25 protein-coding genes and 1 pseudogene are annotated in these 22405 nt (G+C 59.5%); 16 read left to right on the forward strand and 10 right to left on the reverse strand.

The window, feature by feature from the left end:
- Positions 1 to 60 precede the first annotated feature (60 nt).
- The 8 genes from ACK8OE_RS00120 to ACK8OE_RS00155 all read left to right on the forward strand — a co-directional run bounded on the left by ACK8OE_RS00120 (position 61) and on the right by ACK8OE_RS00155 (position 7660).
- On the forward strand, positions 61 to 1416 hold the full coding sequence (locus ACK8OE_RS00120; RefSeq protein ID WP_410270891.1) for a replication-associated recombination protein A: 1356 nt from the start codon (positions 61 to 63) through the stop codon (positions 1414 to 1416).
- A 2-nt stretch (positions 1417 to 1418) separates the two neighbouring features.
- Positions 1419 to 1913, forward strand: a complete 495-nt coding sequence (locus ACK8OE_RS00125; RefSeq protein ID WP_410270892.1) for a hypothetical protein — start codon at positions 1419 to 1421, stop codon at positions 1911 to 1913.
- Between the two features lie 93 nt (positions 1914 to 2006).
- Positions 2007 to 2489: a DUF805 domain-containing protein gene (locus tag ACK8OE_RS00130; protein ID WP_410270893.1), complete on the forward strand. Its 483-nt coding sequence runs from the start codon at positions 2007 to 2009 to the stop codon at positions 2487 to 2489.
- Positions 2490 to 2529: 40 nt separating this feature from the next.
- Entirely contained in the window at positions 2530 to 2793 is a 264-nt protein-coding gene (locus ACK8OE_RS00135) for a hypothetical protein (RefSeq protein ID WP_410270894.1), read from the forward strand.
- Between the two features lie 43 nt (positions 2794 to 2836).
- On the forward strand, positions 2837 to 3712 hold the full coding sequence (locus tag ACK8OE_RS00140; RefSeq protein WP_410270895.1) for an RluA family pseudouridine synthase: 876 nt from the start codon (positions 2837 to 2839) through the stop codon (positions 3710 to 3712).
- A gap of 127 nt (positions 3713 to 3839) precedes the next feature.
- Positions 3840 to 5552, forward strand: coding sequence for a pilus assembly protein TadG-related protein (locus tag ACK8OE_RS00145; RefSeq protein ID WP_410270896.1), 1713 nt, complete (start codon positions 3840 to 3842; stop codon positions 5550 to 5552).
- A gap of 137 nt (positions 5553 to 5689) precedes the next feature.
- Complete coding sequence (locus ACK8OE_RS00150; RefSeq protein WP_410270897.1) at positions 5690 to 7135, forward strand: VWA domain-containing protein; 1446 nt, start codon at positions 5690 to 5692, stop codon at positions 7133 to 7135.
- A gap of 111 nt (positions 7136 to 7246) precedes the next feature.
- Positions 7247 to 7660: a DUF805 domain-containing protein gene (locus ACK8OE_RS00155; RefSeq protein WP_410270898.1), complete on the forward strand. Its 414-nt coding sequence runs from the start codon at positions 7247 to 7249 to the stop codon at positions 7658 to 7660.
- Positions 7661 to 7663: 3 nt separating this feature from the next.
- On the opposite strand, the gene lipB is transcribed toward ACK8OE_RS00155, so the two are convergent.
- Complete coding sequence (gene lipB, locus ACK8OE_RS00160; protein ID WP_410270899.1) at positions 7664 to 8413, reverse strand: lipoyl(octanoyl) transferase LipB; 750 nt, start codon at positions 8411 to 8413, stop codon at positions 7664 to 7666.
- A gap of 139 nt (positions 8414 to 8552) precedes the next feature.
- Between lipB and ACK8OE_RS00165 the strand changes: the two genes are divergently transcribed.
- The 4 genes and pseudogenes from ACK8OE_RS00165 (at position 8553) to ACK8OE_RS00180 (ending at position 10386) form a co-directional block, all read left to right on the forward strand.
- Positions 8553 to 8834 carry a FliM/FliN family flagellar motor switch protein gene (locus ACK8OE_RS00165; RefSeq protein ID WP_013478892.1) on the forward strand — a complete coding sequence of 94 codons (282 nt, stop codon included), beginning with the start codon at positions 8553 to 8555 and terminating at the stop codon, positions 8832 to 8834.
- Positions 8835 to 8906: 72 nt separating this feature from the next.
- Positions 8907 to 9660, forward strand: a pseudogene (locus ACK8OE_RS00170) (IS5 family transposase).
- A gap of 173 nt (positions 9661 to 9833) precedes the next feature.
- Positions 9834 to 10103 carry a hypothetical protein gene (locus tag ACK8OE_RS00175; protein WP_410270900.1) on the forward strand — a complete coding sequence of 90 codons (270 nt, stop codon included), beginning with the start codon at positions 9834 to 9836 and terminating at the stop codon, positions 10101 to 10103.
- Positions 10093 to 10386: a type II toxin-antitoxin system RelE/ParE family toxin gene (locus tag ACK8OE_RS00180; protein WP_410270901.1), complete on the forward strand. Its 294-nt coding sequence runs from the start codon at positions 10093 to 10095 to the stop codon at positions 10384 to 10386. The genes ACK8OE_RS00175 and ACK8OE_RS00180 overlap by 11 nt, the downstream gene beginning before the upstream one ends.
- A 232-nt stretch (positions 10387 to 10618) precedes the next feature.
- Here ACK8OE_RS00180 and ACK8OE_RS00185 read toward each other — a convergent pair whose 3' ends face one another.
- The 9 genes from ACK8OE_RS00185 to ACK8OE_RS00225 all read right to left on the reverse strand — a co-directional run bounded on the left by ACK8OE_RS00185 (position 10619) and on the right by ACK8OE_RS00225 (position 17476).
- Positions 10619 to 11167: a T4SS efffector SepA family protein gene (locus ACK8OE_RS00185; protein ID WP_410270902.1), complete on the reverse strand. Its 549-nt coding sequence runs from the start codon at positions 11165 to 11167 to the stop codon at positions 10619 to 10621.
- 192 nt (positions 11168 to 11359) lie between these two features.
- Positions 11360 to 13003 (reverse strand): chaperonin GroEL, encoded by a 1644-nt coding sequence (groL, locus tag ACK8OE_RS00190; protein ID WP_013478703.1) that lies wholly within the window; start codon positions 13001 to 13003, stop codon positions 11360 to 11362.
- A gap of 52 nt (positions 13004 to 13055) precedes the next feature.
- The gene (groES, locus tag ACK8OE_RS00195; RefSeq protein ID WP_013478704.1) at positions 13056 to 13346 is read right to left on the reverse strand and encodes a co-chaperone GroES; all 291 of its coding nucleotides are present in this window, start codon (positions 13344 to 13346) and stop codon (positions 13056 to 13058) included.
- 279 nt (positions 13347 to 13625) lie between these two features.
- Positions 13626 to 14453 (reverse strand): endonuclease/exonuclease/phosphatase family protein, encoded by an 828-nt coding sequence (locus tag ACK8OE_RS00200; RefSeq protein ID WP_410270903.1) that lies wholly within the window; start codon positions 14451 to 14453, stop codon positions 13626 to 13628.
- Positions 14454 to 14505: 52 nt separating this feature from the next.
- Positions 14506 to 15459: a TraB/GumN family protein gene (locus ACK8OE_RS00205; RefSeq protein WP_410270904.1), complete on the reverse strand. Its 954-nt coding sequence runs from the start codon at positions 15457 to 15459 to the stop codon at positions 14506 to 14508.
- A gap of 65 nt (positions 15460 to 15524) precedes the next feature.
- Complete coding sequence (locus ACK8OE_RS00210) at positions 15525 to 15761, reverse strand: helix-turn-helix domain-containing protein (RefSeq protein WP_126420376.1); 237 nt, start codon at positions 15759 to 15761, stop codon at positions 15525 to 15527.
- A 1-nt stretch (position 15762) separates the two neighbouring features.
- Complete coding sequence (locus tag ACK8OE_RS00215) at positions 15763 to 16251, reverse strand: hypothetical protein (protein WP_410270905.1); 489 nt, start codon at positions 16249 to 16251, stop codon at positions 15763 to 15765.
- Entirely contained in the window at positions 16248 to 16739 is a 492-nt protein-coding gene (locus tag ACK8OE_RS00220; RefSeq protein ID WP_410270906.1) for a hypothetical protein, read from the reverse strand. The genes ACK8OE_RS00215 and ACK8OE_RS00220 overlap by 4 nt, the downstream gene beginning before the upstream one ends.
- A 62-nt stretch (positions 16740 to 16801) precedes the next feature.
- Positions 16802 to 17476 carry a hypothetical protein gene (locus tag ACK8OE_RS00225; RefSeq protein ID WP_410270907.1) on the reverse strand — a complete coding sequence of 225 codons (675 nt, stop codon included), beginning with the start codon at positions 17474 to 17476 and terminating at the stop codon, positions 16802 to 16804.
- Between the two features lie 174 nt (positions 17477 to 17650).
- Here ACK8OE_RS00225 and ACK8OE_RS00230 point away from each other — a divergent pair, with 174 nt between their 5' ends.
- From ACK8OE_RS00230 to ACK8OE_RS00245, 4 genes are all read left to right on the forward strand, one after another.
- The gene (locus ACK8OE_RS00230; protein WP_410270908.1) at positions 17651 to 18325 is read left to right on the forward strand and encodes a peptidylprolyl isomerase; all 675 of its coding nucleotides are present in this window, start codon (positions 17651 to 17653) and stop codon (positions 18323 to 18325) included.
- A 213-nt stretch (positions 18326 to 18538) separates the two neighbouring features.
- The gene (locus tag ACK8OE_RS00235) at positions 18539 to 20173 is read left to right on the forward strand and encodes a TldD/PmbA family protein (protein WP_290799151.1); all 1635 of its coding nucleotides are present in this window, start codon (positions 18539 to 18541) and stop codon (positions 20171 to 20173) included.
- Between the two features lie 24 nt (positions 20174 to 20197).
- A complete protein-coding gene (locus ACK8OE_RS00240; RefSeq protein WP_126420371.1) occupies positions 20198 to 21532 on the forward strand; it encodes a TldD/PmbA family protein in 1335 nt (444 codons plus the stop codon).
- Positions 21533 to 21688: 156 nt separating this feature from the next.
- Positions 21689 to 22351, forward strand: a complete 663-nt coding sequence (locus ACK8OE_RS00245; protein WP_410270909.1) for a DUF4159 domain-containing protein — start codon at positions 21689 to 21691, stop codon at positions 22349 to 22351.
- Positions 22352 to 22405: the final 54 nt, after the last annotated feature.

The raw sequence follows: 22405 nt of genomic DNA on the forward strand, positions 1-22405 counted from the left end.
CCCGACGACGGTCCATTTCACGGCTTTTCCTGTCCCGGCAACATGTTCTATACATGTTCCATGTCTTCTGCGCCCCATGACCTGTTTCAGGCGGCTGGCCTGACGCCGTCCGCTCCGACCCTGACCGCAACTCCCGAAGGGTTCAAGCCGCTGGCTGAGCGCTTGCGGCCGCAGGCCTTGTCCGAGATCGTGGGCCAGGACCACCTGCTGGGCGAAGGCGGGGCCATTGCGCGCGCCGTTGATCGCGGGTTTTTGCCGTCGCTGATCCTGTGGGGGCCGCCGGGCGTCGGCAAGACGACAATAGCGCGGTTGCTGGCGGCCAGCGTCGGCTATGAGTTTCAGCAGATTTCGGCTGTTTTTTCCGGCGTCGCCGATCTGAAAAAGGCCTTTGAATACGCGCAGGCCCGCCGCAACCAAGGGGTGCGCAGCGTCCTGTTTGTCGATGAAATTCATCGCTTTAACCGCGCCCAGCAGGACAGCTTCCTGCCCTATGTCGAAGCCGGCGTGGTCACCCTGATCGGGGCGACGACGGAAAACCCGTCGTTTGAGCTGAACGGCGCGCTTTTGTCGCGCTGTCAGGTGTTTGTGCTGAAGCGCCTCGATGATGAGGCGATGGACAAGCTTATCACCCGCGCCGAAACGCATCTGGGGCACGCCTTGCCGCTGATGGACGAGGCGAAGGAGACGTTGAAAGGGCTGGCCGACGGCGACGGGCGCTATCTGCTGACCCTGATCGAGTCTCTGGCCTCGATGGGGTTTGAGGCGCCGCTGAATAGCGAGGCCCTGCTGCAAAACCTGCAAAAGCGCCGTCCCAATTACGATAAGGACCGCGAAGGCCACTACAACCTGATCTCGGCCCTGCATAAGTCGGTGCGCGGTTCCGACCCCGATGCGGCACTCTACTGGTTTGCGCGGATGCTACAGGGCGGCGAAGACCCGCTGTACATCGTGCGGCGGATGCAGCGCATGGCCTCCGAAGACATCGGCAATGCCGATCCCATGTCGCTGATCATGACCAATGCGGCGCGCGAAACCTATGAGGTGCTGGGCTCTCCGGAAGGCGAACTGGCCATTGCTCAGGCGCTTGTCCACATGGCCTCGGCCCCCAAATCGAACGCTGTCTATACGGCCTTCAAGGCGGCGATGAAGGCGGCGAAGGACACCGCGACGCTCGACCCGCCCGAAGTCATCCGCAATGCGCCTACCAAATTGATGAAGCAACTGGGCTATGGCGAAGGCTATATCTACGACCCGGATGACCCTGACGGCTTTTCGGGTCAGAACTATTTTCCGGATGGTATGGAACGCCCGCGCTTCTACGATCCGAAAGGCGAGGGGCACGAGGGCAAGACGCGACAAAGGCTTGAATACTGGGCACAATTGCGGGAAAAGAAACAGCAGCAAAGGGGGGAATAGCTATGCAAACCGATCAGACATCTGCCAAAGGCGTGACGCCTTATGATATTGCCTTCATATCTGCCCGCCTGTTGGCGATATATGTATTCAGCCGATTGCTTGAGTTTTCGGCCGCGTTTCCTCTTTTGCCGACAATGGATGCGCAGTCGAGGGGCGTGGCGCTTGTGACCATAGCCGTTTTTTTGACGTTCATTCTCGGTTTGTGGCTGATGGCGGGCTGGATTGCCCGGCAAATTACCCCGCCCCAGCAGGCGGCTTCTGAGAGCGGTGCTGGAGTCGAGGCGTGGCAGGCTGTGGTTTTTCGCTTCTTCGGTCTGTATCTTGCCTATACCGCCATGATCCGGCTGGGGCCTTGGCTGGGCATGATCGCCACCGATATATCAGGCAGCTCGATAGTGGCCCAAGGCTGGCAGATGGGTGTGAGTGCCATCCTCAGTCTGGTGTTGGTTCTCATCCCTCATAAACTGGTCAAGGCGTTACCGAACCTGCGGGGATAGTTACATTCCCCTCTCAGCTCTGTGATAATCGCTCCCCATTTCCGGCCCATTTCACGTCCAGACTGACCTTCACGTTGATGAAGGAGACGCGCTATGTCACCGGAAACCCTGCAACAACTGGCCGTTCTGCTGCTGTGGATCGCGCCGGCTTTTCTGCCGTTTGTCATTCACCCCACCGGACCGAACCGCTTTGGTGCGCCGCACCGCACGACAGGCTTTGAGGCGGCGGTGCGCAGCGGCCTTGCGCGCGCTTTTGACTTCAAAGGCCGGGCGTCGCGCGGCGAATATGGCGGCTTCCTGTTGCTGTTTGTCGGCGTCTATTGTGCCGCCGCCCTGATAGACGGGGCCTTTGGGCTGAGCTGGCTCTACATCGCGCCGATACTGCTGCTAGTCCCCTATATAGCGGTCACTACGCGCCGTCTGCATGATCTCAATCGCTCCGGCTGGTGGCAGTTGCTGGCCCTGGGGGCGGGTATCTTCGTACTGTTTTACCTGCTGGCGCAGCCGTCAGCACAGCCGTTGCGTCAATCCCTGCGCCGTCCGGTCGGGCCGGTGCGTATGGCTGGTCATCGCTAACGAGAGGCTATAGGCTCGGCTCTCCAAAGTGAGGTGACGGATGAGCCAGGTCGTGCGGATTTTGAAGATAGGGGCTGGGATCGTCGCTGCCGTCTTTGCGGCTGTGGTGGTGCTGGCCCTCTATGCCCCCTACGAGGCCGGGCAGGTATTGCGCGCTTTGAATATCGGTATCAGCGGGCAATGGCTGGCCGTCTGGGCCGCCTTTGCGTTGGGGGCCCTGATCATTCTGGCGGCGCTGTTTGGCTCGCTGAGCGGCTCCGGCTTTCGGGGCCGTCGCGGGGCGGGCAAACGACGTGAGGACTGAAAGGCCTATGGGCAAGCGCACACGGCTATAGTATGAGCCGCGCATGACCCCGAAAAAGCAGGACAAGCTCAACCGTAAAAAGGCCTCGCGTCAGTCGCCGCAGCACAAAGCCGCCATTGCCGAGCGCGAAGCAAAGGGCTGGGCGCGCCCCGTCCAGACGCCCAAAAACCCCAAGGCCATCGACCGGCCGCTGAAACTATCTGACGAAGAGATCGTGTGGGTCAAATCCATGCTGATCCACGAAGACGGGGTGATTATGGGCTTTAACAAGCCATCCAACCTGTCGTCACAGGGCGGGCGCGGCAATTTCCATAATCTCGATGACATGCTGTGGGCCTTTGCGCGCTCGAATGGTAACAAGCCGCGCCTGCTGCACCGGCTGGACCGCGACACGTCGGGCATTATTCTGGCGGCCAAGACGCGCACCTCGGCGGCCTTTGTCGGCAATGCCATAGCCGCGCGCGATGTGCACAAGACCTATGTCTGCATCGTCGCCAATCCGCAAAATCTTGCGGACGAAGGCGTCATCGACGTGCCCCTGCGCCGCGAAGAGATCGGGCGGGAGGCCTATAGTCGCGTTTGCGCCGCCGATCATCCGGACGCCCTGACCGCCCGCACCACCTATCGCGTGCTCAGCCGTACCGACACCTCGGCGCTGGTACAGTGTGAGCCGTTTACGGGCCGGATGCATCAGATCCGCGTGCATATGGCGCATCTGGGCTGTCCCATTGCGGGAGACGTCCGCTACGGCGGCGCGCTTAGTCTGGACGGTCTGCGCGTGCCGCGCCTGATGCTGCACGCCCGCGCCATCGAGTTTCCGCATCCCGATGGCGGTCGCCGCCGCTGGGAGGCACAGTTGAGCCCGGATATTCAGGCGCTCTGTGAAGGTCTTGGGCTGGCGCAGGGAAAAAGGCCGTAAGGCTTCCCGCCGTTTACGGTAAACACGTATTGGGCTTAACGGCGCGTTAGGGATGCTTCTTTCTCCGTCATTAATGTATTTCTTATAAAATTTGCTGCAACTGTGCATCCTTTGGGGCAGAAATGACATGTTGAAGCAATCGGGCGGTCGTCTGCGCCAAAACCGCGGCCATGCGCTGAAGGCGGGTTTCTGGGGTAATACTCGCGGCAACACCCTGATTGTTTTTGGTCTGCTTGCGGCCACTGTGGTGGCGGCCGCCGGGGGTGGGGTCGAGTTCAGTCTGGCCAACGAGCAGAGCAACCGGCTTCAGGACGCAGCCGATGCAGCGGCGCTGCGTGGGGCCTTGATGGCTAAAGACGAAACCGCCGCCAAGGCCGCCGCAGACACCGTGTTCAATCTCAACCTGACAGACAGCGGCATTACACCGACATCAAAAGGCCTGACGTTCGAAACGAGTGGTTCGCACAAGACGGCGGTTTATACGGCCAGGGCCCAGATCAACACGACCTTTCTGAGTATGATGGGCATCAAAACGCTCAGCATCGGCGCGACCTCGACCGCCGAAGCCGAAATGCGTAAATCCGAAATCGCTCTGGTGCTCGACTCGACGGGGTCCATGTCGCGGGATTCGCGCATGACCAACCTCAAGGCCGCAGTGGACAGCGTTCTGGCCTCTCTGCTGGTCAATGGTCAGAATGTGTGGGACGCCAGAGTCGGTATTGTGCCGTTCGATACGCAGGTGAATATTCAGGGCGTTCCGGCCGCCGGCATCGCCGGGGAGTTCGGCGAGACGCCCTATACCTATAGCTGCACGGGCAGCAGCATGACGGCGGATCGCTGTACCTCCGTGGGGACGACGCGCGACCTGATGTGCAGCGGTGCGGCGGATGTCGCCGCCTGCAAAGCCAATGCGCTGATATATGCCTATACGACCAGTGGTGGCACCTACCGGGTGTTTGTGACCTCCTACTATTCCCAAAGTAACGGATCTTGCAGGGCGGGCTACTATTACTACAACAACTGTAATTACACGGTTGTGTCGCGAACGGACTATTATGCGACGACGACCTGGGCGCGCACCAACAACGCCAGCAATTCGACGGCATGGCCATGGGCGGACTATTACGGCCGCCCCAATAACTACTATGCACAGTATAGCGGCACGATCACCGCGACGCCGACCAGCGCCGGGGGCTATGGCTCAGGATCGACGACCACCATCAAGGGCAATGATACCATTACGGCCAATTCGGACCTTCTGGGGGTCGGCACCGACAGCTGGAACGGTTGCGTCATCGACCGTAAACAACCCTATGATGTGTCGGGACAATCTCCTATCGCGTCCAATGCCGACACCCTCTATCCGGCAGCCAAATGTGCCACCAATAACCTTTTGCCGGTGATGGGGCTGACCACGGATATCGCCGCTGTGCGAGCCCATGCCCAGAAGCTGACGCCGGCCGGCAATACCAATATCACCATCGGTGTGCAGTGGGGCATGGAGCTTCTGTCGCCGGAACTGCCGTTCAATACGGCCAAGCCCTACAGCGACAAGACCAACTACAAGTACATGATCGTCATTACCGACGGTGAAAACACGCAGAACCGGTGGAGCACCTCGGCCTCCACGATCAATGCCCGCACGCTGCTGGCCTGTCAGGCGGCCAAGGATCTGGGGATCACCGTCTATACGATCCGCGTCATGGAGGGTAATTCCGACATGCTCAAATCCTGCGCCAGCCGTCCGGAATACTTCTACGATGTAACGGCCTCAAGCCAGTTGACCTCGACTCTGGCCAAGGTCTTCTACTCGATCCAGAGCACGCGCCTGACTAAGTAGGTGATATTTCCTGATTTCTTTCAGGTATTTCCAGGTGTTTCCGTGCGCGGCATTACAGGGTTTTTGCAATAGAGCGAATCTTAAGCTTTGGCGCGTAAATTGCAGGGATAAAGCCGATACAGATACACGGATACACCATGCGCCAGCCTGACTTCTTCCGCGATCGCCGTGGCAACACGGCCGTTATGTTCGGTATGTTTTTCTTTTTGCTGACGGCGGCCATGGCCGGCGCGCTGGATTTTTCGACCGTCATTTCGCGTCGGGCCAAGGCGCAGGATGCGCTGGATGCGGCGACCCTGGCCGTGGCGATCCTGCGTCCGTCTACGGTTGAGCAGGCCAGGACGGCAGCGACCTTACGCCTCAATAAGGAACTGGGCGACAATCCGGACAAGGTAGCCATAGACCAGTTCCAATATGATACGGCGACGCGCACCTACTATGTGACGGCCAAGGGGAGCTATAAAACCTTTCTTCTGGGCGTCGTGAACATCAAGGAGATGCCTTATGAGGTGCTCAGCAAGACGATCCAGGCGGCCAATGGCACGCTGGAATTGTCGCTGGTGCTCGATAATACCTTCTCCATGAGCGATAAGCTCGATGGCACGAAAACGCGTCTGGACGTACTGAAGACGGCGGCGAAGAACCTTATCAACACCGTCATGACCGATGCCAACAAGGACTATGTCAAGGTCGCCGTCGTTCCCTATGCCAACTATGTCAATGTCGGCGTGGCCAATCGCGGTCAGACCTGGGTTTCGGTCGGCGCCGACTACACCGTGCCCAAGACCTGTAAGACTAATACGACCAAGACAACCTGCACGCCGGGAACCACGTACCCGTGTACCACCAATGTAGACGGTGTCATAAAGCCGGCTACCTGCCGGAAGGATCAGGTGTGTACAACCGTGACAGTTGCGCCTTATGAGACCTGTAGCGGTCCGACAAACTACAAATGGTACGGCTGTGTGCGCCATCAGGTCGATACCAAGACCAAGATGGCCCTGATGCCCGACCCGCTCACCGCCTATACCGGTGCCCTTGAAACCTCGCAGCAGTGCCCGACGGCGATACAGCCCCTTAGTAATAACAAAGCGACCGTAACTGCATCGATAGATGGTCTGGTTCACAGCATTGGCGGTTATCAGCCTCGTACCTATATCCCCGGCGGACTGATATGGGGCGTGAATACCCTGTCTCCGCCGGCGCCGTTCAAGGAAGGTCTGGCTTACGACGTCAAGAACAAAGAGCCGAAGAAGGTCATTGTGCTGATGACCGATGGAGCTAACACCATGTATACCGACTCCAATGGGGTAGCTGTATCGGCCGAGAAGGGGCAGGTGACGGATGCGAAGCTGGTTGCCCCGACTTACACGGTTCAGGATAATGTTTGTAAATACGCCAAGGGCAAGAATATCGAAATCTTCGTTATCGGTCTGGGGGTGACGGACCCCACCGCTTTGAGCGCGCTGAAATCGTGCGCCACGGATGCCCAGCACTATTTCGATGCCCAGAGTGCCAACGAGCTGATTCAGGCATTTAACATCATCGGTGGCAAGCTGAGCGTGGTGCGCCTGATGCAATAGCGGCGGTAGAAAAGCAGCGCTGCCTCAGATAAGCGTCTTTTCTCAAGCGGTTGACGGTGTTAAGCGAAAAGGCGGGGACTTTGTGTTCCCGCTTTTTTCGTGGGATGGATCATGAACCAGAAAATCGACTGGAGCGAGCTGTTCTTTTCGTCCACCGGACGGGTGCGGCAAACGCCGTTCCTGATCGCCCTGGCGGTGCTGGTCGGGCTGTTCATGATCTATGACTCGGCCATTACCGGCGCGCCGCGCGTGCTGACCGGGTGGGTGGTCTATCCAGCACTGCTGTTTTGTGCCGCGTGCGTGTTGTCGAAGCGTTTGCACGACCGGGGGCGCTCCGGCTGGTGGGCGGCGGTGATCCTGATTGCCTTTATGATGGTGTGGCCACGCCCGGATAACTTCCTCGACTTTGTTGGCGCATTGGTGCTGCTGTGGGCGGCCATTGACTTGGGCGCGATGCCCGGCGAACGAGGGGCGAACAGGTACGGGCGTTCCACGCGATTTGCCGAGCCCATCGAGGCGGTTTGACGGTTATTCGCGCAAGTCCACCGGCCCGAAGCGTTCGATAAATTGCTGACGCAGGGCGTAGTCCACCTCATCCATCGTTACCGGCAGGCCCAGATCAATCAGGCTGGTTACCCCGTGTTCCGAGATGCCGCACGGCACTATACCATTGAAATGGCTGAGGTCCGGCTCGACATTCAGGCTGATGCCGTGAAAGCTGACCCAGCGGCGCAGCTTGATGCCGATGGCCGCGATTTTATCTTCGGGAATAGGGGTAATCCCCCGGTCGCGCCGTTCGACCCACACGCCAACGCGCCCGTCACGGATATGACCTTCGACATTGAACTGCCATAGCGTGCCGATGATCCAGCCTTCCAGCGCCTTGATAAAGGCGCGGATGTCCTTTGTACGCCGGTTGAGGTCCAGCATCACATAGATCACCCGCTGACCGGGGCCGTGATAGGTGAACTGCCCGCCGCGCGCGCTGTCGAAAACCTCGAACCGCTCGGGCTCCAGCAGGTCTTCGCGTTTGGCCGACACGCCGGCCGTATAAAGCGGCGGGTGCTCGATCAGCCAGATCAGTTCGCGCGCTTCGCCCCTGAGGATGGCTTCGACGCGCGCCTCCATCGCGGCTACGGCGTCGGGATAGGACACCTGACCCGCAGAGACGCGCCATTCCGGCAGACCGTTCTCAGGGTCTTTCAGGAAAAAGTCCGGGGACACAAAATCGGGCTGAGTGTCATCGGAATCTGCGGGGCTTAACCTGTCGTTCAGCATGTTCGGCCATTCTGCGGCGGATGGGGGAGGGTTCTTCCCTATCGTGTGATGCGTTTAGAAATGCATCACACTCAGGGATTTTGGTTGGTAGCGCAATTTTTCCGAAAAGTGGTGCCCACTTTATCGGATTGCGCTCTATATGGGCATTCAAGGGATCAAGTCGAGCGTGTCGTCTCAGGTCAATTCCGTACCGGTGGAAATCTCAGTGCTTCTGGGGCGGTCCGTCCTGCCGATGCAGCAGCTTCTGCGCATGGGCCGCGGCGCGGTCATCCCGCTGGACGCGCGTGAACACGATGAGGTGTGGATACTGGCCAACAACCACCCGGTGGCGCGCGGCGAAATCCAGATTTTCGAAGAGAAGATCTCGATCGTGGTGACCCGCCCGGCCAATGTCTATGACTTTATGGCCCTGGGGAATTAGGGTCCGGACCCAATAAGCGGGTTTTCATGGGTGGGATGTTGTGATTCACTGCCTCGTCCGAGAGGTTGTGAGATGGCTGATTTCTTTTGGTTTTCCGATGCGCAATGGGAGCGGATCGAGCCCCTGTTGCCGACTGATGTACGGGGCAAGCCGCGTGTTGATGATCGCCGGGTTCTGAGCGGCATCGTCCATGCACTGCGTTGTGGTGTCGCTGGGCGGATTGCGCCGATATCTATGGGCCGAAGAAGACGCTCTACAATCGCTTCGTCCGCTGGTCCGAACGTGGCATATGGGAGGGCATTTTCAGCGCGCTTGCGGGTGCCGAGGATGCGCCGGATCGGCTGTTCATCGACAGCAGCTGCATCAAGGTCCACCGCTGCGCGGGAGGGGGAAAAGGGGGGCCTTGGCTCATGGTATCGGCCGCACGAAGGGCGGACGCAACACCAAACTCCACGCCCTCTGCGACGCGAAGGGGCGTCCTCACGTCCTGCTCCTGACACCCGGCAACGTCCACGATTGCAAGGTGGCCAAGCTGTGCATCGAGGCCCTGCCGCCCTCCGCCGAACTTGTCGCCGACAAAGGCTATGACAGCCAGGCCCTGCGTGAATGGCTCGACGCGCGCGGTACCGAGCCCATCATTCCGCCGCGCAAGAACCGCAAAATCCAATACGAATACGACAAGGCTATCTACAAACAGCGCAACGTCATTGAGCGCATGTTCTGCCGTCTAAAGGACTGGCGTCGCCTCGCCACACGCTTTGACCGAAACATCAAAAACTTCTTGAGCGCCGTCGCACTCGCCGCCGCTGTTATCTGGTGGCTGTAGTGAGTCCGGACCCTAGGCCCCTCTGCTCTGCGTCTTTCTGTTTGCCTCACACGCTTTGGCCACTAGCGGCCTCTGCGAACCGTTGGCAAGTGAGGGCAGGTTGAAACCGGTATTGGCCTTGTCCGGTTTTGTGTTAGCCTGTGCAGGCAATGTTAGCGGTTGCGAGGACCGGTATGGGCAAGGCCACATTCAGTTTCGAGATAGAGGCCGATTTAAAGGCGGCGTTCAGCGCGGCGGCTAAAGCCGAAGGGCGCGCGGTTGATGATGTGCTGAGCGACGTTATTCAGGACTATCTACAGTCGCAGGCCGAAGACACGGCCTATCAGGAATGGGTCTCTGCTCAGGTGCAGGAAGCGCTCGACGACCCGCGCCCCAATATACCGCATGCCGAGGTTATGGCACGTCTGGACGCTGAGATCGCAGGCTTGAAGCGTGGGGCCTGACGTCTATGTCGTTGAGTGGCGTCCACAGGCTGCCGACGATCTGATTGAGATAATCCGTTATATTGCCAAGGATAAGCCGGAGCGCGCCATCAGTTTCGGACAGGAACTCCGCGTACGGGTGGAACAGTTACAGCTCTTTCCATTGCGGGGCCGAGCAGGGAAGCTGAAAGGTCTGCGTGAGCTGATTGTCTACCGCAATTACATCGTCATTTACCGTGTCAAACCCCAATCGCGGTATATCGAAATCATGCGGATTATCCATGCGGCGCGGCAGGGGTGTTAATTCTGGCTCTTTGTGATCGTCTTGTCCGGGTCATACGCTTTCGGCGCATCAGGCCATGATCCCGAAAATGATCCGGCGGTCATTAACCTGCGCAACCCCATGCGATAAAGGAAAAAGGGTTCTATCCGCCGCATCTGCGTCTCGCTTTAAAGAAACAAATTACTCATCGCCGCATACCTCCATGCTGTGAGTGAATCTGCCCGGCTAACTTTAGGCAACCATTTAATAGGTCCTAAGCCTCAATAGACACGATCGCGCGTTGACCGGGCATGAAGGCCCCCTCTTTGTTGCGCCATTCGAACTCGATATCGACTTGGCAATTTAGGGTTTTTGCACAGCGGAGGATAATGTTTACAGCGTCTTCAGCCGATACTCCTTGATAGGAAAAGTTATGCTCTCGGAGGTATTTATATCCTTCATCCTCCTTCTGCCCCTCGACAACATTCGCCCCTGACAGGCGACGCAGGTCTGAAACCGATGAGGCGTGAGCAAATACATTTTCAAGCGCCATACGCACCAAAGAATCCCACGTCATTTTGAGGGGCTTTTGACCTGCGAATTGCGCATCGAGCAATTTAGTATGAACCAGAGGCGGGATTTGCGCGGCACTATATCGTGTCACTCCGTTGGGTTTCGGTGCCTCCTGATCAGCCGGGGCATTCAGCATCGTTTCGTATTGGTCAATGAGGCGCCCAATGACCGTGGCGGGCGTATCGACGAACGGTATGGCCAGCTTCTGGAGTCGTACATAATCTGAATCTGCAATCTCAACTTGCCTCATAAACCCCTCCATAATTTCATATATCCATAATTTCATAAAAATTGATATATGGCAACAAAAAAAGAGCGGGTCGTGAGACCCGCTCTTTCCACATAAGACTCGAAAATTCTTCGAAGAACCGCTTCGAGAAAAATTTTCTCGTTATGGACCTTTGTCCACGTCCCGATCCGTAGGATCGGGACGTGAGCCAAATTAGAAGTCCATACCGCCCATGCCGCCCATGCCGCCGCCGGGCATAGCCGGGGCCGCTTCCTTCTTCGGGGCTTCGACCACGGCGGCTTCCGTCGTGATCAGCAGGCCCGACACCGAAGCGGCGTCTTGCAGAGCGGTACGCACAACCTTGGCCGGGTCGATGACGCCATCGGCGACCAGGTCCACGTACTTTTCGGTCTGAGCGTTGAAGCCGAAGTTGGCGTCATTCGATTCCAGCACCTTGCCGACGACGATCGAGCCTTCGACGCCCGCGTTTTCCGAGATCTGACGGATCGGAGCCTGCAGGGCCTTGCGCACGATGGCGATACCGGCGGTCTGATCGTCGTTGTCGCCGGTCAGGTCGGCCAGCTTCTTCGACGCCTTCAGCAGAGCCGTACCACCGCCCGGAACGATACCTTCGTCCACGGCCGCGCGGGTCGCGTTCAGGGCGTCATCGACGCGGTCCTTCTTTTCCTTCACTTCGACTTCGGTCGAGCCGCCGACGCGGATGACCGCGACGCCGCCGGCCAGCTTGGCCAGACGCTCTTGCAGCTTTTCCTTGTCGTAGTCCGAGGTGGTTTCTTCGATCTGTTGCTTGATCTGAGCCACGCGGCCTTCGATTTCCGCCTTTTCACCGACGCCATCGACCACGGTGGTGGTTTCCTTGGTGATCGTCACCTTCTTGGCGCGGCCCAGCATGTCGAGGGTCACGGTCTCAAGCTTGATGCCGATGTCTTCGGAGATCACCTGACCGGCGGTCAGGATGGCGATGTCTTCCAGCATGGCCTTGCGGCGGTCGCCGAAGCCCGGAGCCTTCACGGCGGCGACGCGCAGGCCACCACGCAGACGGTTGACAACGAGCGTGGCCAGAGCCTCGCCTTCGACGTCTTCGGCGATGATGAGCAGCGGACGGCCCGACTGAACCACGGCTTCGAGGATCGGCAGGATGGGTTGCAGGGTCGAGATCTTCTTGTCGAAGATCAGGATGTACGGGTCTTCGAGGACCGCTTCCATCTTGTCCGGGTTGGTGACGAAGTAGGGCGACAGGTAGCCGCGGTCGAACTGCATGCCTTCGACGACGTCCAGTTCGGTTTCGGCGGTCTTGGCTTCTTCGACGGTGATGACGCCTTCGTTGCCGACCTTGGCCATGGCGTCAGCGATCATCTGACCGACTTCGGTGTCGCCGTTGGCCGAGATGGTGCCGACCTGAGCGATTTCCGAGTTCGAGGTGACGGGCTTGGACGAGGCCTTGATTTCGGCGATGGCGACGGCCACGGCCTTGTCGATACCGCGCTTCAGGTCCATCGGGTTGCGGCCCGAAGACACCGACTTCAGACCTTCGACGGCGATGGCCTGAGCCAGAACCGTGGCGGTCGTGGTGCCGTCACCGGCCTTGTCGTTGGTCTTGGAGGCGACTTCGCGGATCAGTTGCGCGCCCAGATTTTCGAACTTATCGGCCAGTTCGATTTCCTTGGCGACCGAGACGCCGTCCTTGGTCGAGCGCGGGGCGCCGAACGACTTTTCAAGGATGACATTGCGGCCCTTGGGGCCAAGCGTGACCTTCACAGCATTGGCGAGGACATTGACGCCGCGCAGGATCTTGTCGCGCGCGTCCGAGGAAAACAGTACGTCTTTAGCAGCCATTTCGGGTGTTCCTTTGGTTGCGTATTATCGGGATAGGGAGGGACAGAGCGGATTAACGCTCAACCACACCCAGGATGTCGGATTCTTTGAGGATCAGCAGGTCTTCGCCGTTCAGCTTGACCTCGGTGCCGCCCCACTTGCCAAACAGAACGCGGTCGCCGACCTTCACGTCCAGAGCGACTTGCTCGCCCTTTTCGTTGCGGGCGCCCGGCCCGACAGCGACGACTTCGCCTTCTTGCGGCTTTTCCTTGGCCGTATCAGGGATGATGATCCCGCCCTTGGTCTTGGCTTCTTCTTCAACGCGCTTCACGAGAACGCGGTCGCCCAGCGGACGAAAGCTCATATGATGTCTCCGATGTTATTCAGATGAATGTTAGCACTCAGCATATCCGAGTGCTAACGCGCCCCTGAGTTAGGGTTGGTACCGGAGAGAGTCAAGAAGCGCCGCAGCGAATTCGTGTGAAATTTTTTCACCGGGCTTGAGGTGAAGTGAGAAGGTCAAACCACAGATTTCACAGATGGCACAGATTAAGGGATTCGGGCCGAAAGCCCTTCGGTTGCCACCTCACAGGCGCGAAGCGCCTATCTGTGCAATCTGTGTCATCTGTGGTTCCCTATACCCCTATTTCAGCTCGATATCGGCCACGATGGGGAAGTGGTCGGAAATGACCTTGCCCGAAAAGCTGTCGGTCAGGGTGGCAAAGCGCGTGACGCTCAGGGCGCGATCCACAAAAATATGGTCGATGGCCTCGCCATCCGTCTGACGGATATCGAAGCCGTTGAAGGTGCCGGTCGGGCCAAAGCGGCGCAGGCTGGCCACGCGGCTGTCTTTCAGCGGGCTGGTGTCGGCGGTGAAGCGCTTATAGGGCGCGCTGTCCATGCCGGTGTTGAAATCGCCCAGCACGATCAGATGCGCGCCCGGCACCGTCGGCAGGCTCAGGATCTGCGCCGCACAGTTTTCGCGCGCCTTGACGCCGACATGGTCAAAATGGGCGTTGCGCACGTCAAAGACCTGACCGCTGCGTTTGTCCTTGAGGATCAGGCGGGTGAAGGTGCGCGGCAGGGCAGCATCAGCGTCCTTCGATGGCGTGTCGGGCGTCTGACCGCACCACTGCGTCATGGCTGAGACTTTTTCAAAGCGGTCGCGGCGCCAGAAAACGGTCGTGCTTTCGCCGGCTTTCGCGCCGTCATCTCGGCCGACCCCGTAGTGGTCATAGTCCTCAAGCCCCTGCGACAGGTCATCGACCATCGGCAGCAGGGCCTCCTGCACGCCGAGCACGTCGGGCGCGAGGAAGGCGATCTGCGCCGCCATGCGCGGGCCGCGCTCCGGCCACGGCGGCACGTCCTGCGGATTGGCGTAGCGGATATTGTAGCTCATCAGGCGCAGGGTCTCAGCAGAAACCGGTGAGGCGACAAGCAGGGCGGCAGCGAGGAGGGGCAGCAGTTTCATGAGATCAGTCTAGGGCGCGGCTGGCGCGGGGTCCAATGACATTCATATGACGTCAAAGCGCGGGCGTGGTTACGGTCGCGCCCTGCTGCTCCAGTTGCTGTAAGGCCCCGCCGGGGGTGAGTAGCGCCGACAAGGGCAGCACAATCAGCGACTTACCCGGCGTCCCCAAAGCCGTGTTGATCGCGCTGACCGTCTGTTCCACAGACTGCCCCAGCATGGCCTTGGTGGAAGGCGCGCCTTCGAGGCAGGCCAGCAGGGCGGAATCCGGCGACAAACGCTGCACGGCCTTGAGGTCGCCAATGGCCCAGGCTTCGGTGGCGGCGCGGGCATTTTTTACCGCAAAGTCGATCTCATCCAGCGTGGCGGCGACACAATGCGCCTCTTGCTGGGCGCTGAAATCGTCGATGCGCCCCAGAGTCTTGGCCACCGAGAAACTACCTGACGGTCTGGTCTTCAGCTTCTGCGCCTTGGCAAAGCGCAGCAGCGTCTTTTCCGGGTCGCGCGTGGCAATCCCCGCCTTGTCATAGACGTCTTCGCGCAGGGTGGCTGCGGCCCAGATGGGCGACAGTTTTTTGTACTTTTCGCGGTCCAGACCATAGGTATCGGCCAGCGTATAAAAGCGCTTCGACAGATCGGCCGGCAAGACCTCATCCAGCTTTTTGCCCAGCGGCAGGCGGCGGTCCATCAGAAGGCGCGCACCGCCGATCAGCCCGCCCTTGGCCTCCGGTGCGGTGAGCAGCACATTCGACAGGCCGATAACGCGCTCTACGCGCTTCGAATCCCACGGTATGCGCTTGGTCATCACGGGCATGGCCCCCAGCACATAGACCTCGCTGTCGCCCTTGCGCACCCGCCACAGGGCGGGACCGGGCAGGCGCGCGGTCACCACCACGTCGGTGACCCATTCTTCGCCGTCCTTGACAGTGGCGCCTTCGCTGATCGTTTCCTGCGCGAAGGCCACGGGCGCGCTCAGGATCAGCGCAGCGAGACAAACCGATTTGAACATGGCGGGGCTCCTCTTCGGAAAGTCATTTAAGCCCTAACTCCGTGACCGCAATGGGGCACGTGCGCTCAGTCAACACCCTTTGCCGTCAGATCGGCCTCGTCGGGGAGGTATTCCATGATGTCGCCGGGCTGACAGCCGAGAAGGAAACAGAGTTTCGACAGGGTGTCGAACCGCATCCCCTTCACCTTGCCGGTGCGCAGAAGCGACATCTGGGTTTCCGAGATGCCGACCTGTGCGGCTAAATCCTTGGCCCGCATCTTGCGCCGTGCCAGCATCACATCAAGCGTTACATTGACGGGCATATCAGACGTACTGCTCCAGTTCCGCCGATAGGGCCTCGCGCGCCGCCTGAAGCGTGCGGATGCGCTGGCTTAGGCCAAGCAGGATCAGGCCCAGAGTTACAAAGATCAGGGTCAGCAGGACGTCATTTGCAACGCCGGGCTGCCGGCCGGTATTGTTATAGACCTCACGCCATATCCAAGGCGTGACGTTAAGCCCTATAGCCAGACCGCCCAGGATCAACCCCGCCCCGCTGCGGCGCAGCCCTTTGGACAGGACCGGCTCCAGCGGTCTATCCGGACGAACGCGGGCGACCATGTCGGCGGCGAACCACAGGGCAATAGCAAAGAAGCTATAGGGCAACAGCGGTAAGCCGCCCTGCAACAGCTTCAGACCGAAAATGTCAGGCCGATGGCCGATATGGGCCCACAGTTTCGGCAACTGAACGACCATCAGCAGCACCATGATCCCCATCGGCAGGCCGATCATGATTTTAAGAATAAGGGCCTTCATACGAAGCTCTCCATATCGGTTTGCAGCTTTGCCCCGGCCTGCGTAATCAGCCACAGAATCAGGCCGATCAGGCCGATGGTCAGGGGCTCGATAGCGAAATCGTAACGCAGGCCGCGAAAGCGATCCTCGGTCAACGCGCTCAGGGTTGGCATTATGAAGATGGCGGCGATGGCCCCATAGATCAGGTTTGAACCGACATCTTTCAGCCCCTTGACGACCGAAGCGCCGAAGCCTTCGCCCTTATGCAGGCGCATGAAGACATCCGAGGCCGACCACAGGGCCCACAAATAGCAGATGGGGGCCAGCAGGCTGATCCAGAAGGACGGCAAAACCATACTGATCGACAGAAGCGACACCTGAACGGACGGGTCCGGGTGCATGTCGTTCAGGGGGGCAGCCTTTTCTGCCACCAGTCCGGCGAGAAGCCCCGCGACGGCGACCTTTGTGCCTATGCCGATCAGGTCGAGCGGTAATTTGTGTGCAGACATGTGTAACGAACCCCTCCAGCAAATTAATGTTGGGGGTATATAAATTTAAGTTAAACTTAAAGTCAAGACCCGGTGAGCCGCAGGCCCAATGCCTGTTTCACCTGTCGGGCCTGACGCGCCTGATCGGTCAGGGCCCAGCCCGGCACGCCCATCAGCAGGACCGACGCCAGCGCAAAGACCAGCGTCCGCAACGCCCCGTTATCGCCGAAGGTGAAGCTCAAGGCCGCCATCAGCAGCCATCCGGCGGAGGGAACAAGCATCCAGTCGCGGCGGCAGGCGGCCCCGGTCACGGCGCTGATCAGAGCAAAAACAATGGCCAGAAACGCCATATTGGACACCGGGTTATAGGTCCCGGCGACCACATTGCCGACCGAATAGACGAAGATGCCCGCTGCGGCGAACAGCCACGCCGCCGAAACGGCCTCAGTGCGCCAGTTGGACAACAGGCTGTGCTTGCGCACGCGCACGGCGATGACCACCGTGCCGACCAGACCCGCGATGAAGTAGAACAGGCCATAGGGCAGGGCGGGCAGAAGGCCGGCATAGGCCAGACTCAGGCACAGGTGGCCTATGCCCAGAACGCCACCCCACCACAACAGGATCGGGCCACCGGCCAGACCGGCCGACTCTCCGCGCTCCATCAGTCGCCGCAGCCGCGTCAGTTCGTCGTCCATTCCGGCGACGTCCTCCGGCGACAGGGGCGGTAACAGGCTATCGAGCTTGGGGCCCTGGATCATGGCGCGCTCCTCCTATCCCAACGACCGTATGCGGTCAGCATCTTCGGTCATTGGTGTTATAATCTCTAAGCGTTACCACCGATTGCCCGAAGGTAAAGCGGAATCGTCGGGTTCTACCCGGTTGCCAAGTCCGGCCGCTTTCCGATAGTTTTGTCATGACAAAGGGAGCACAGCATGACGCAGCGGCGGCAATGGATGATCGGTATGACGGCACTGATGGGGGCCACACTCCTGCAAGGCTGTTTCCCGGCGCAACAAAAGCCCGCCGAAAACACCGAAGCGCCGAAAGCCCCGGCCAAGCCCAAGCCTCTGTACCGTGACTTGCCCGTGCCGCCGGAGTCGGTGCGCGTCCTGATCCAGACGACCAAGGGCGATATTGTGGTTGAGCTGGACGGCAAGCGCGCGCCGATTTCAACCGCCAACTTCCTGCAATATGTGGACTCCGGAAAGATGACCGACGCGCAGTTCTGGCGCGCCATGAAGTCGGGCAAGGGCGGCTTTATTCAGGTCGAAGCGGCGGGCCATCGCTTTACGCCCATACCGCACGAGCCGACGTCTCAGACCGGTTTGTCGCACACCGACGGCACGATTTCGACGGCGCGCTATGCGGTGGGCACAGCCAGCAACCAGTTCACCATCTCGGTCGGCGACATGTCCTATATGGACGCCGGGCGTGATCCGGAAGGCGACAATCAGGGCTATGCCGCCTTTGGCAAGGTGGTGTCGGGGATGGACGTGGTGAAAAAAATCCTCAACGGTAAGATCACCAAAAAGAAGATCGAAGGCGGCTGGGACGGGCAGAATCTCGAAAATCCGGTGAAGGTGCTATCGGCGAAGCGGCTGAATTAGGCGGCGGCGTCCTCGCCGTTTTTTGAGCCTTCCCCCACGCCAAAGGGGTGACGACTAAAAATCTGTATAAAATATCCCTAATCCGCCTTTATTACCAAAAAGCAACTTGACGCTCATTTGACGGGGTGATCGTCTCAGTCGTAACGGGGCGGGCGCGATGCGTGGCGTTCCGGAGCATCCTTTCATTCCGGACATCTTTTAAGGAGATACGCCGTGCACAGACGCAACTTTCTGGCCCTGACCGGCCTGACGGCGGGCAGCCTGCTCGTGCCGTCGCTTTACGGGCGGGCCGTCGCCGCCGAAGTGCTTCAGGAGACGATCGACGTCAAGGTGAAGAAGACGCTGGCCGATGCCGGTCTGAACGCCGCGACGTCCTCCGGAGCCAGCTATTGCGACGTGCGCGTCGGGCGCTATCTGCGTCAATTCGTGATCACCCGCGAAGATCGCGTCGAAAACGTGGTCAATACCGAGTCGCTGGGCGTCGGCATCCGCGTCATCGCCGATGGGGCCTGGGGCTTTGCGGCGACCAATGTCATGACCACCGAAGCCGTGGCCCAGGCCGCCAAACAGGCCGTCGCCATCGCCAAGGCCAATGCCAAGATCCAGACGGTTCCGGTCAAGCTGGCCCCCGTCAAGGGCGTCGGTGAGGTGTCGTGGAAGACGCCGATCAAAAAGAACAGCATGGAGGTGCCGATCAAGGAAAAGGCCGAGCGCCTGATCGACGTCAATACCGCCGCGCTGAAGGCCGGGGCCGACTACGTCAATTCAATGATGTTCCTCGTCAATGAGCAGAAGTATTTTGCCTCAACCGATGGCTCCTACATCGATCAGGACGTGCACCGCATCTGGGTGCCGATGACGGTCACCGCCATCGACAAGGAATCGGGCAAGTTCCGCACGCGCGACGGCCTTTCGGCGCCGATGGGGCTGGGCTACGAATATCTCGATGGCGACGCCAAACAGAAGTTTACCGATCCGGCGGGCGTCACCGGCTACGGTCTCAGCTACGACATGAAGGAAGACGCCATCGCGGGCGCCAAACAGGCGCGCGAAAAGCTGAAAGCGCCGTCGGTCAAGCCGGGCAAGTACGATCTGGTGCTTGACCCCAGCCATATGTGGCTGACCATCCACGAATCGGTGGGCCACCCGACCGAGCTTGACCGCGTTCTGGGCTATGAGGCCAACTACGCCGGCACCTCGTTTGCTACGCTGGACAAGCGCGAGGCCAAGTTCCAGTACGGGGCGGAAAACGTCAATATCGTCGCCGACAAGACGCAGTTCGGCTCACTGGGCTTCGTCGGGTACGACGACGAAGGCGTCAAGACGAAGAAGTGGGACATCATCCGCGACGGTAAGCTGGTCGATTATCAGGCCATCCGCGATCAGGCCCACATTCTGGGCAAGACGGAATCGGACGGCTGCTGCTACGCTGACTCGTGGTCGTCGGTGCAGTTCCAGCGCATGGCCAATATCTCGCTGGAGCCGGGCAAGAAAAAGCTCAGCGTCGCCGACATGATCAAGGGCGTCGAAAACGGCATCTATATCGTGGGCGATGGTTCCTTCTCGATCGACCAGCAGCGCTATAACGCGCAGTTTGGCGGGCAGCTCTTCTATGAGATCAAGAACGGCAAGATCACCCAAATGATCGAGGACGTGGCCTATCAGATCCGCACGCCGGAATTCTGGAACGCCTGCTCAGCGATCTGCGACGAAAGCGACTATCGTCTGGGCGGCTCCTTCTTCGACGGCAAGGGGCAGCCGGGTCAGGTGTCGGCGGTTTCGCACGGTTCCTCCACCAGCCGTTTCAACGGCATCAACGTCATCAACACCGCGCGTTCGCTCGGTTAATCGGCCGATTGGGAGATTACAGATATGGGCATCCTTACTGAAGCCGAAGCCAAGGCCATTCTCGACAAGGTTATCAAGCTGTCGAAGGCCGACGAATGCACCGCCACCCTGTCGGGATCGATCAACGGCAATATCCGCTTTGCGCTGAACAATGTCTCGACCAGCGGCATCATCACCAATACCGAGCTGGGGGTTCAGGTGGCCTTCGGCAAGCGCGTCGGCATCGCCACCATCAACGCCTTTGACGACGCCTCGCTGGAGCGCGTCGTACGCCGGGCCGAAGACCTGGCGAAGCTGGCCCCGGAAAACCCGGAATTCATGCCGGCCGTGGGCAAGCAGACCTACACGCCGACCAAGACCTTCAGCGAAGCGACGGCGGCCGTTACCCCGGAACAACGCGCTGAGGTGGCCGCCAAGTCGATCACCCCGTGCAAGCAGGCCAAGCTGATCGCCGCGGGCTTCCTGTCGGACGGTCAGGGCTTTGAGGCCTTTGCCAATTCCAACGGCAATTTCGGCTATCAGAAATCGACCTCGATGGACTATACCTGCACGGTGCGTACCGAAGACGGTCGCGGTTCGGGCTGGGTGGCGCGCAACCTTCAGGACGTGACGGCCTTCAAGCCGGACACCGAAATCCAGATCGCCATGAAGAAGGCCGCCGAGTCCGCCGACGCCAAGGCGCTGGAGCCCGGCAAATATACCGTCATCATGGAACCGGCCGCTTCAGCCGGCCTGATCTCGTTCATGATGAACTATTTCGACGCGCGTTCGGCCGACGAAGGCCGCAGCTTCCTGTCGAAAAAGGGTGGCGGCAACAAGCTGGGTGAGCAGGTCTATGACCCGCGCGTCACCCTCTATGCCGATCCGGCGCATCCGGAAGCCGCTGTGTTGCCGTGGGATGGCGAAGGCCTGCCGCGCAAACGCCTGCCCATCATCGACAAGGGTAAGGTGGTCAATCTGGAATATTCCCGCTACTGGGCGCAGAAGCAGGGCAAGACGGCTGAGGCTTCGCCCGGCAACCTGATCATGGAAGGCGGCACCAAATCGACCATGGACCTTGTGCGTTCGACGCAAAAAGGGATTTTGGTCACCCGCACCTGGTATATCCGTATGGTCGATCCGCAGACCGTCCTTCTGACCGGCCTGACGCGCGACGGCACCTTCTATATCGAAAACGGCCAGATCAAGTATCCGATCAAGAACTTCCGCTTTAACGAGTCGCCCGTCATCATGCTCAACAATATCGAAGAGCTGGGTAAGCCGGTGCGCGTCGGTGACGATGAATCGCCGTTCGTGATGATGATCCCGCCGATGAAGCTGCGTGACTTTACCTTCACGTCCTTGTCGGATGCGGTGTAGTTGCAACCATCCCCTCTCCCTTGAGGGAGAGGGTGGCGCAACGCGCCGGGTGAGGCGGAGGTCAAAAGACTCGGTATGCCGTCTGTGACTCCCCCCTCACCCCAGCCCTCTCCCTCAAGGGAGAGGGGACTGAATCGTGCGGCGTTTCTGTCCCTGTTGGCCGGGGGGCTGGCGGCGGCGCTGGTGCGTCCGGCGCAGGCGGCCAGCTATGATTTCTGGTTCACGCGCCTGAAATACGCCTCCGGTGACTGGGACGTCGATCAGCGTATGCCGGCCAATCTGATCACCTCCCTGATCGACTACACGACCCTGCGCGTCGATCCGAAGGAGCACGTAATCGACCTGTCCGATCCGAAGATGCTCAGCGCGCCCTTCTGCTATCTGGCCGGGCACAAGCTGGTCGATTTCAGCCCGGCGGAGCGGCGCAATTTCGAGACCTACGTGAAAAATGGCGGTTTTGTCTTTGTCGATGACTGCAATCACGACATTGACGGCCTGTTCGCCAAGTCGTTCGAGCGGCAGATGGCGACGATCTTCGGCCCGCAGGCCCTGAAAAAGCTACCCAATACGCACGCCATTTATAAGAGCTTTTTCCAGTTCGACGGCCCGCCCAACACCTCGTTTGAGCTGAACGGCTGGGGCGACGATCTGGTGCACGACTATCTGAAAGGCATAGAGATCAATGGCCGTCTGGGCGTCCTCTATTCCAACAAGGACTATGGCTGCGAATGGGACTACGACTGGCGCAACAAGCGCTTTCTGGCCGAAGACAATACCAAATTCGGCGTCAATATTGTGATTTACGCTTTGTCGAGTTGATCGCCTCATCTGATCCGAAAAGTGCTGCGGCTCAAGGTCCGAGCGGGCACTTTT

Source organism: Asticcacaulis sp. W401b, assembly GCF_046503825.1.
In the GTDB taxonomy this organism is placed as follows: domain Bacteria; phylum Pseudomonadota; class Alphaproteobacteria; order Caulobacterales; family Caulobacteraceae; genus Asticcacaulis.

Excerpts from the sequence above, each read along its gene's own strand:
- ACK8OE_RS00225 (WP_410270907.1), bottom strand. The coding sequence starts at position 17,476 with ATGATCCAGGGCCCCAAGCTCGATAGCCTGTTACCGCCCCTGTCGCCG.
- ACK8OE_RS00200 (WP_410270903.1), bottom strand. The coding sequence starts at position 14,453 with ATGAAACTGCTGCCCCTCCTCGCTGCCGCCCTGCTTGTCGCCTCACCG.
- ACK8OE_RS00155 (WP_410270898.1), top strand. The coding sequence starts at position 7,247 with ATGAACCAGAAAATCGACTGGAGCGAGCTGTTCTTTTCGTCCACCGGA.
- ACK8OE_RS00175 (WP_410270900.1), top strand. The coding sequence starts at position 9,834 with ATGGGCAAGGCCACATTCAGTTTCGAGATAGAGGCCGATTTAAAGGCG.
- ACK8OE_RS00125 (WP_410270892.1), top strand. The coding sequence starts at position 1,419 with ATGCAAACCGATCAGACATCTGCCAAAGGCGTGACGCCTTATGATATT.
- ACK8OE_RS00215 (WP_410270905.1), bottom strand. The coding sequence starts at position 16,251 with ATGAAGGCCCTTATTCTTAAAATCATGATCGGCCTGCCGATGGGGATC.
- ACK8OE_RS00120 (WP_410270891.1), top strand. The coding sequence starts at position 61 with ATGTCTTCTGCGCCCCATGACCTGTTTCAGGCGGCTGGCCTGACGCCG.
- ACK8OE_RS00130 (WP_410270893.1), top strand. The coding sequence starts at position 2,007 with ATGTCACCGGAAACCCTGCAACAACTGGCCGTTCTGCTGCTGTGGATC.
- groL (WP_013478703.1), bottom strand. The coding sequence starts at position 13,003 with ATGGCTGCTAAAGACGTACTGTTTTCCTCGGACGCGCGCGACAAGATC.
- ACK8OE_RS00230 (WP_410270908.1), top strand. The coding sequence starts at position 17,651 with ATGACGCAGCGGCGGCAATGGATGATCGGTATGACGGCACTGATGGGG.
- ACK8OE_RS00185 (WP_410270902.1), bottom strand. The coding sequence starts at position 11,167 with ATGAGGCAAGTTGAGATTGCAGATTCAGATTATGTACGACTCCAGAAG.
- ACK8OE_RS00140 (WP_410270895.1), top strand. The coding sequence starts at position 2,837 with ATGACCCCGAAAAAGCAGGACAAGCTCAACCGTAAAAAGGCCTCGCGT.
- lipB (WP_410270899.1), bottom strand. The coding sequence starts at position 8,413 with ATGCTGAACGACAGGTTAAGCCCCGCAGATTCCGATGACACTCAGCCC.
- ACK8OE_RS00135 (WP_410270894.1), top strand. The coding sequence starts at position 2,530 with ATGAGCCAGGTCGTGCGGATTTTGAAGATAGGGGCTGGGATCGTCGCT.
- ACK8OE_RS00210 (WP_126420376.1), bottom strand. The coding sequence starts at position 15,761 with ATGCCCGTCAATGTAACGCTTGATGTGATGCTGGCACGGCGCAAGATG.
- ACK8OE_RS00145 (WP_410270896.1), top strand. The coding sequence starts at position 3,840 with ATGTTGAAGCAATCGGGCGGTCGTCTGCGCCAAAACCGCGGCCATGCG.
- groES (WP_013478704.1), bottom strand. The coding sequence starts at position 13,346 with ATGAGCTTTCGTCCGCTGGGCGACCGCGTTCTCGTGAAGCGCGTTGAA.
- ACK8OE_RS00240 (WP_126420371.1), top strand. The coding sequence starts at position 20,198 with ATGGGCATCCTTACTGAAGCCGAAGCCAAGGCCATTCTCGACAAGGTT.
- ACK8OE_RS00150 (WP_410270897.1), top strand. The coding sequence starts at position 5,690 with ATGCGCCAGCCTGACTTCTTCCGCGATCGCCGTGGCAACACGGCCGTT.
- ACK8OE_RS00220 (WP_410270906.1), bottom strand. The coding sequence starts at position 16,739 with ATGTCTGCACACAAATTACCGCTCGACCTGATCGGCATAGGCACAAAG.
- ACK8OE_RS00205 (WP_410270904.1), bottom strand. The coding sequence starts at position 15,459 with ATGTTCAAATCGGTTTGTCTCGCTGCGCTGATCCTGAGCGCGCCCGTG.
- ACK8OE_RS00165 (WP_013478892.1), top strand. The coding sequence starts at position 8,553 with ATGGGCATTCAAGGGATCAAGTCGAGCGTGTCGTCTCAGGTCAATTCC.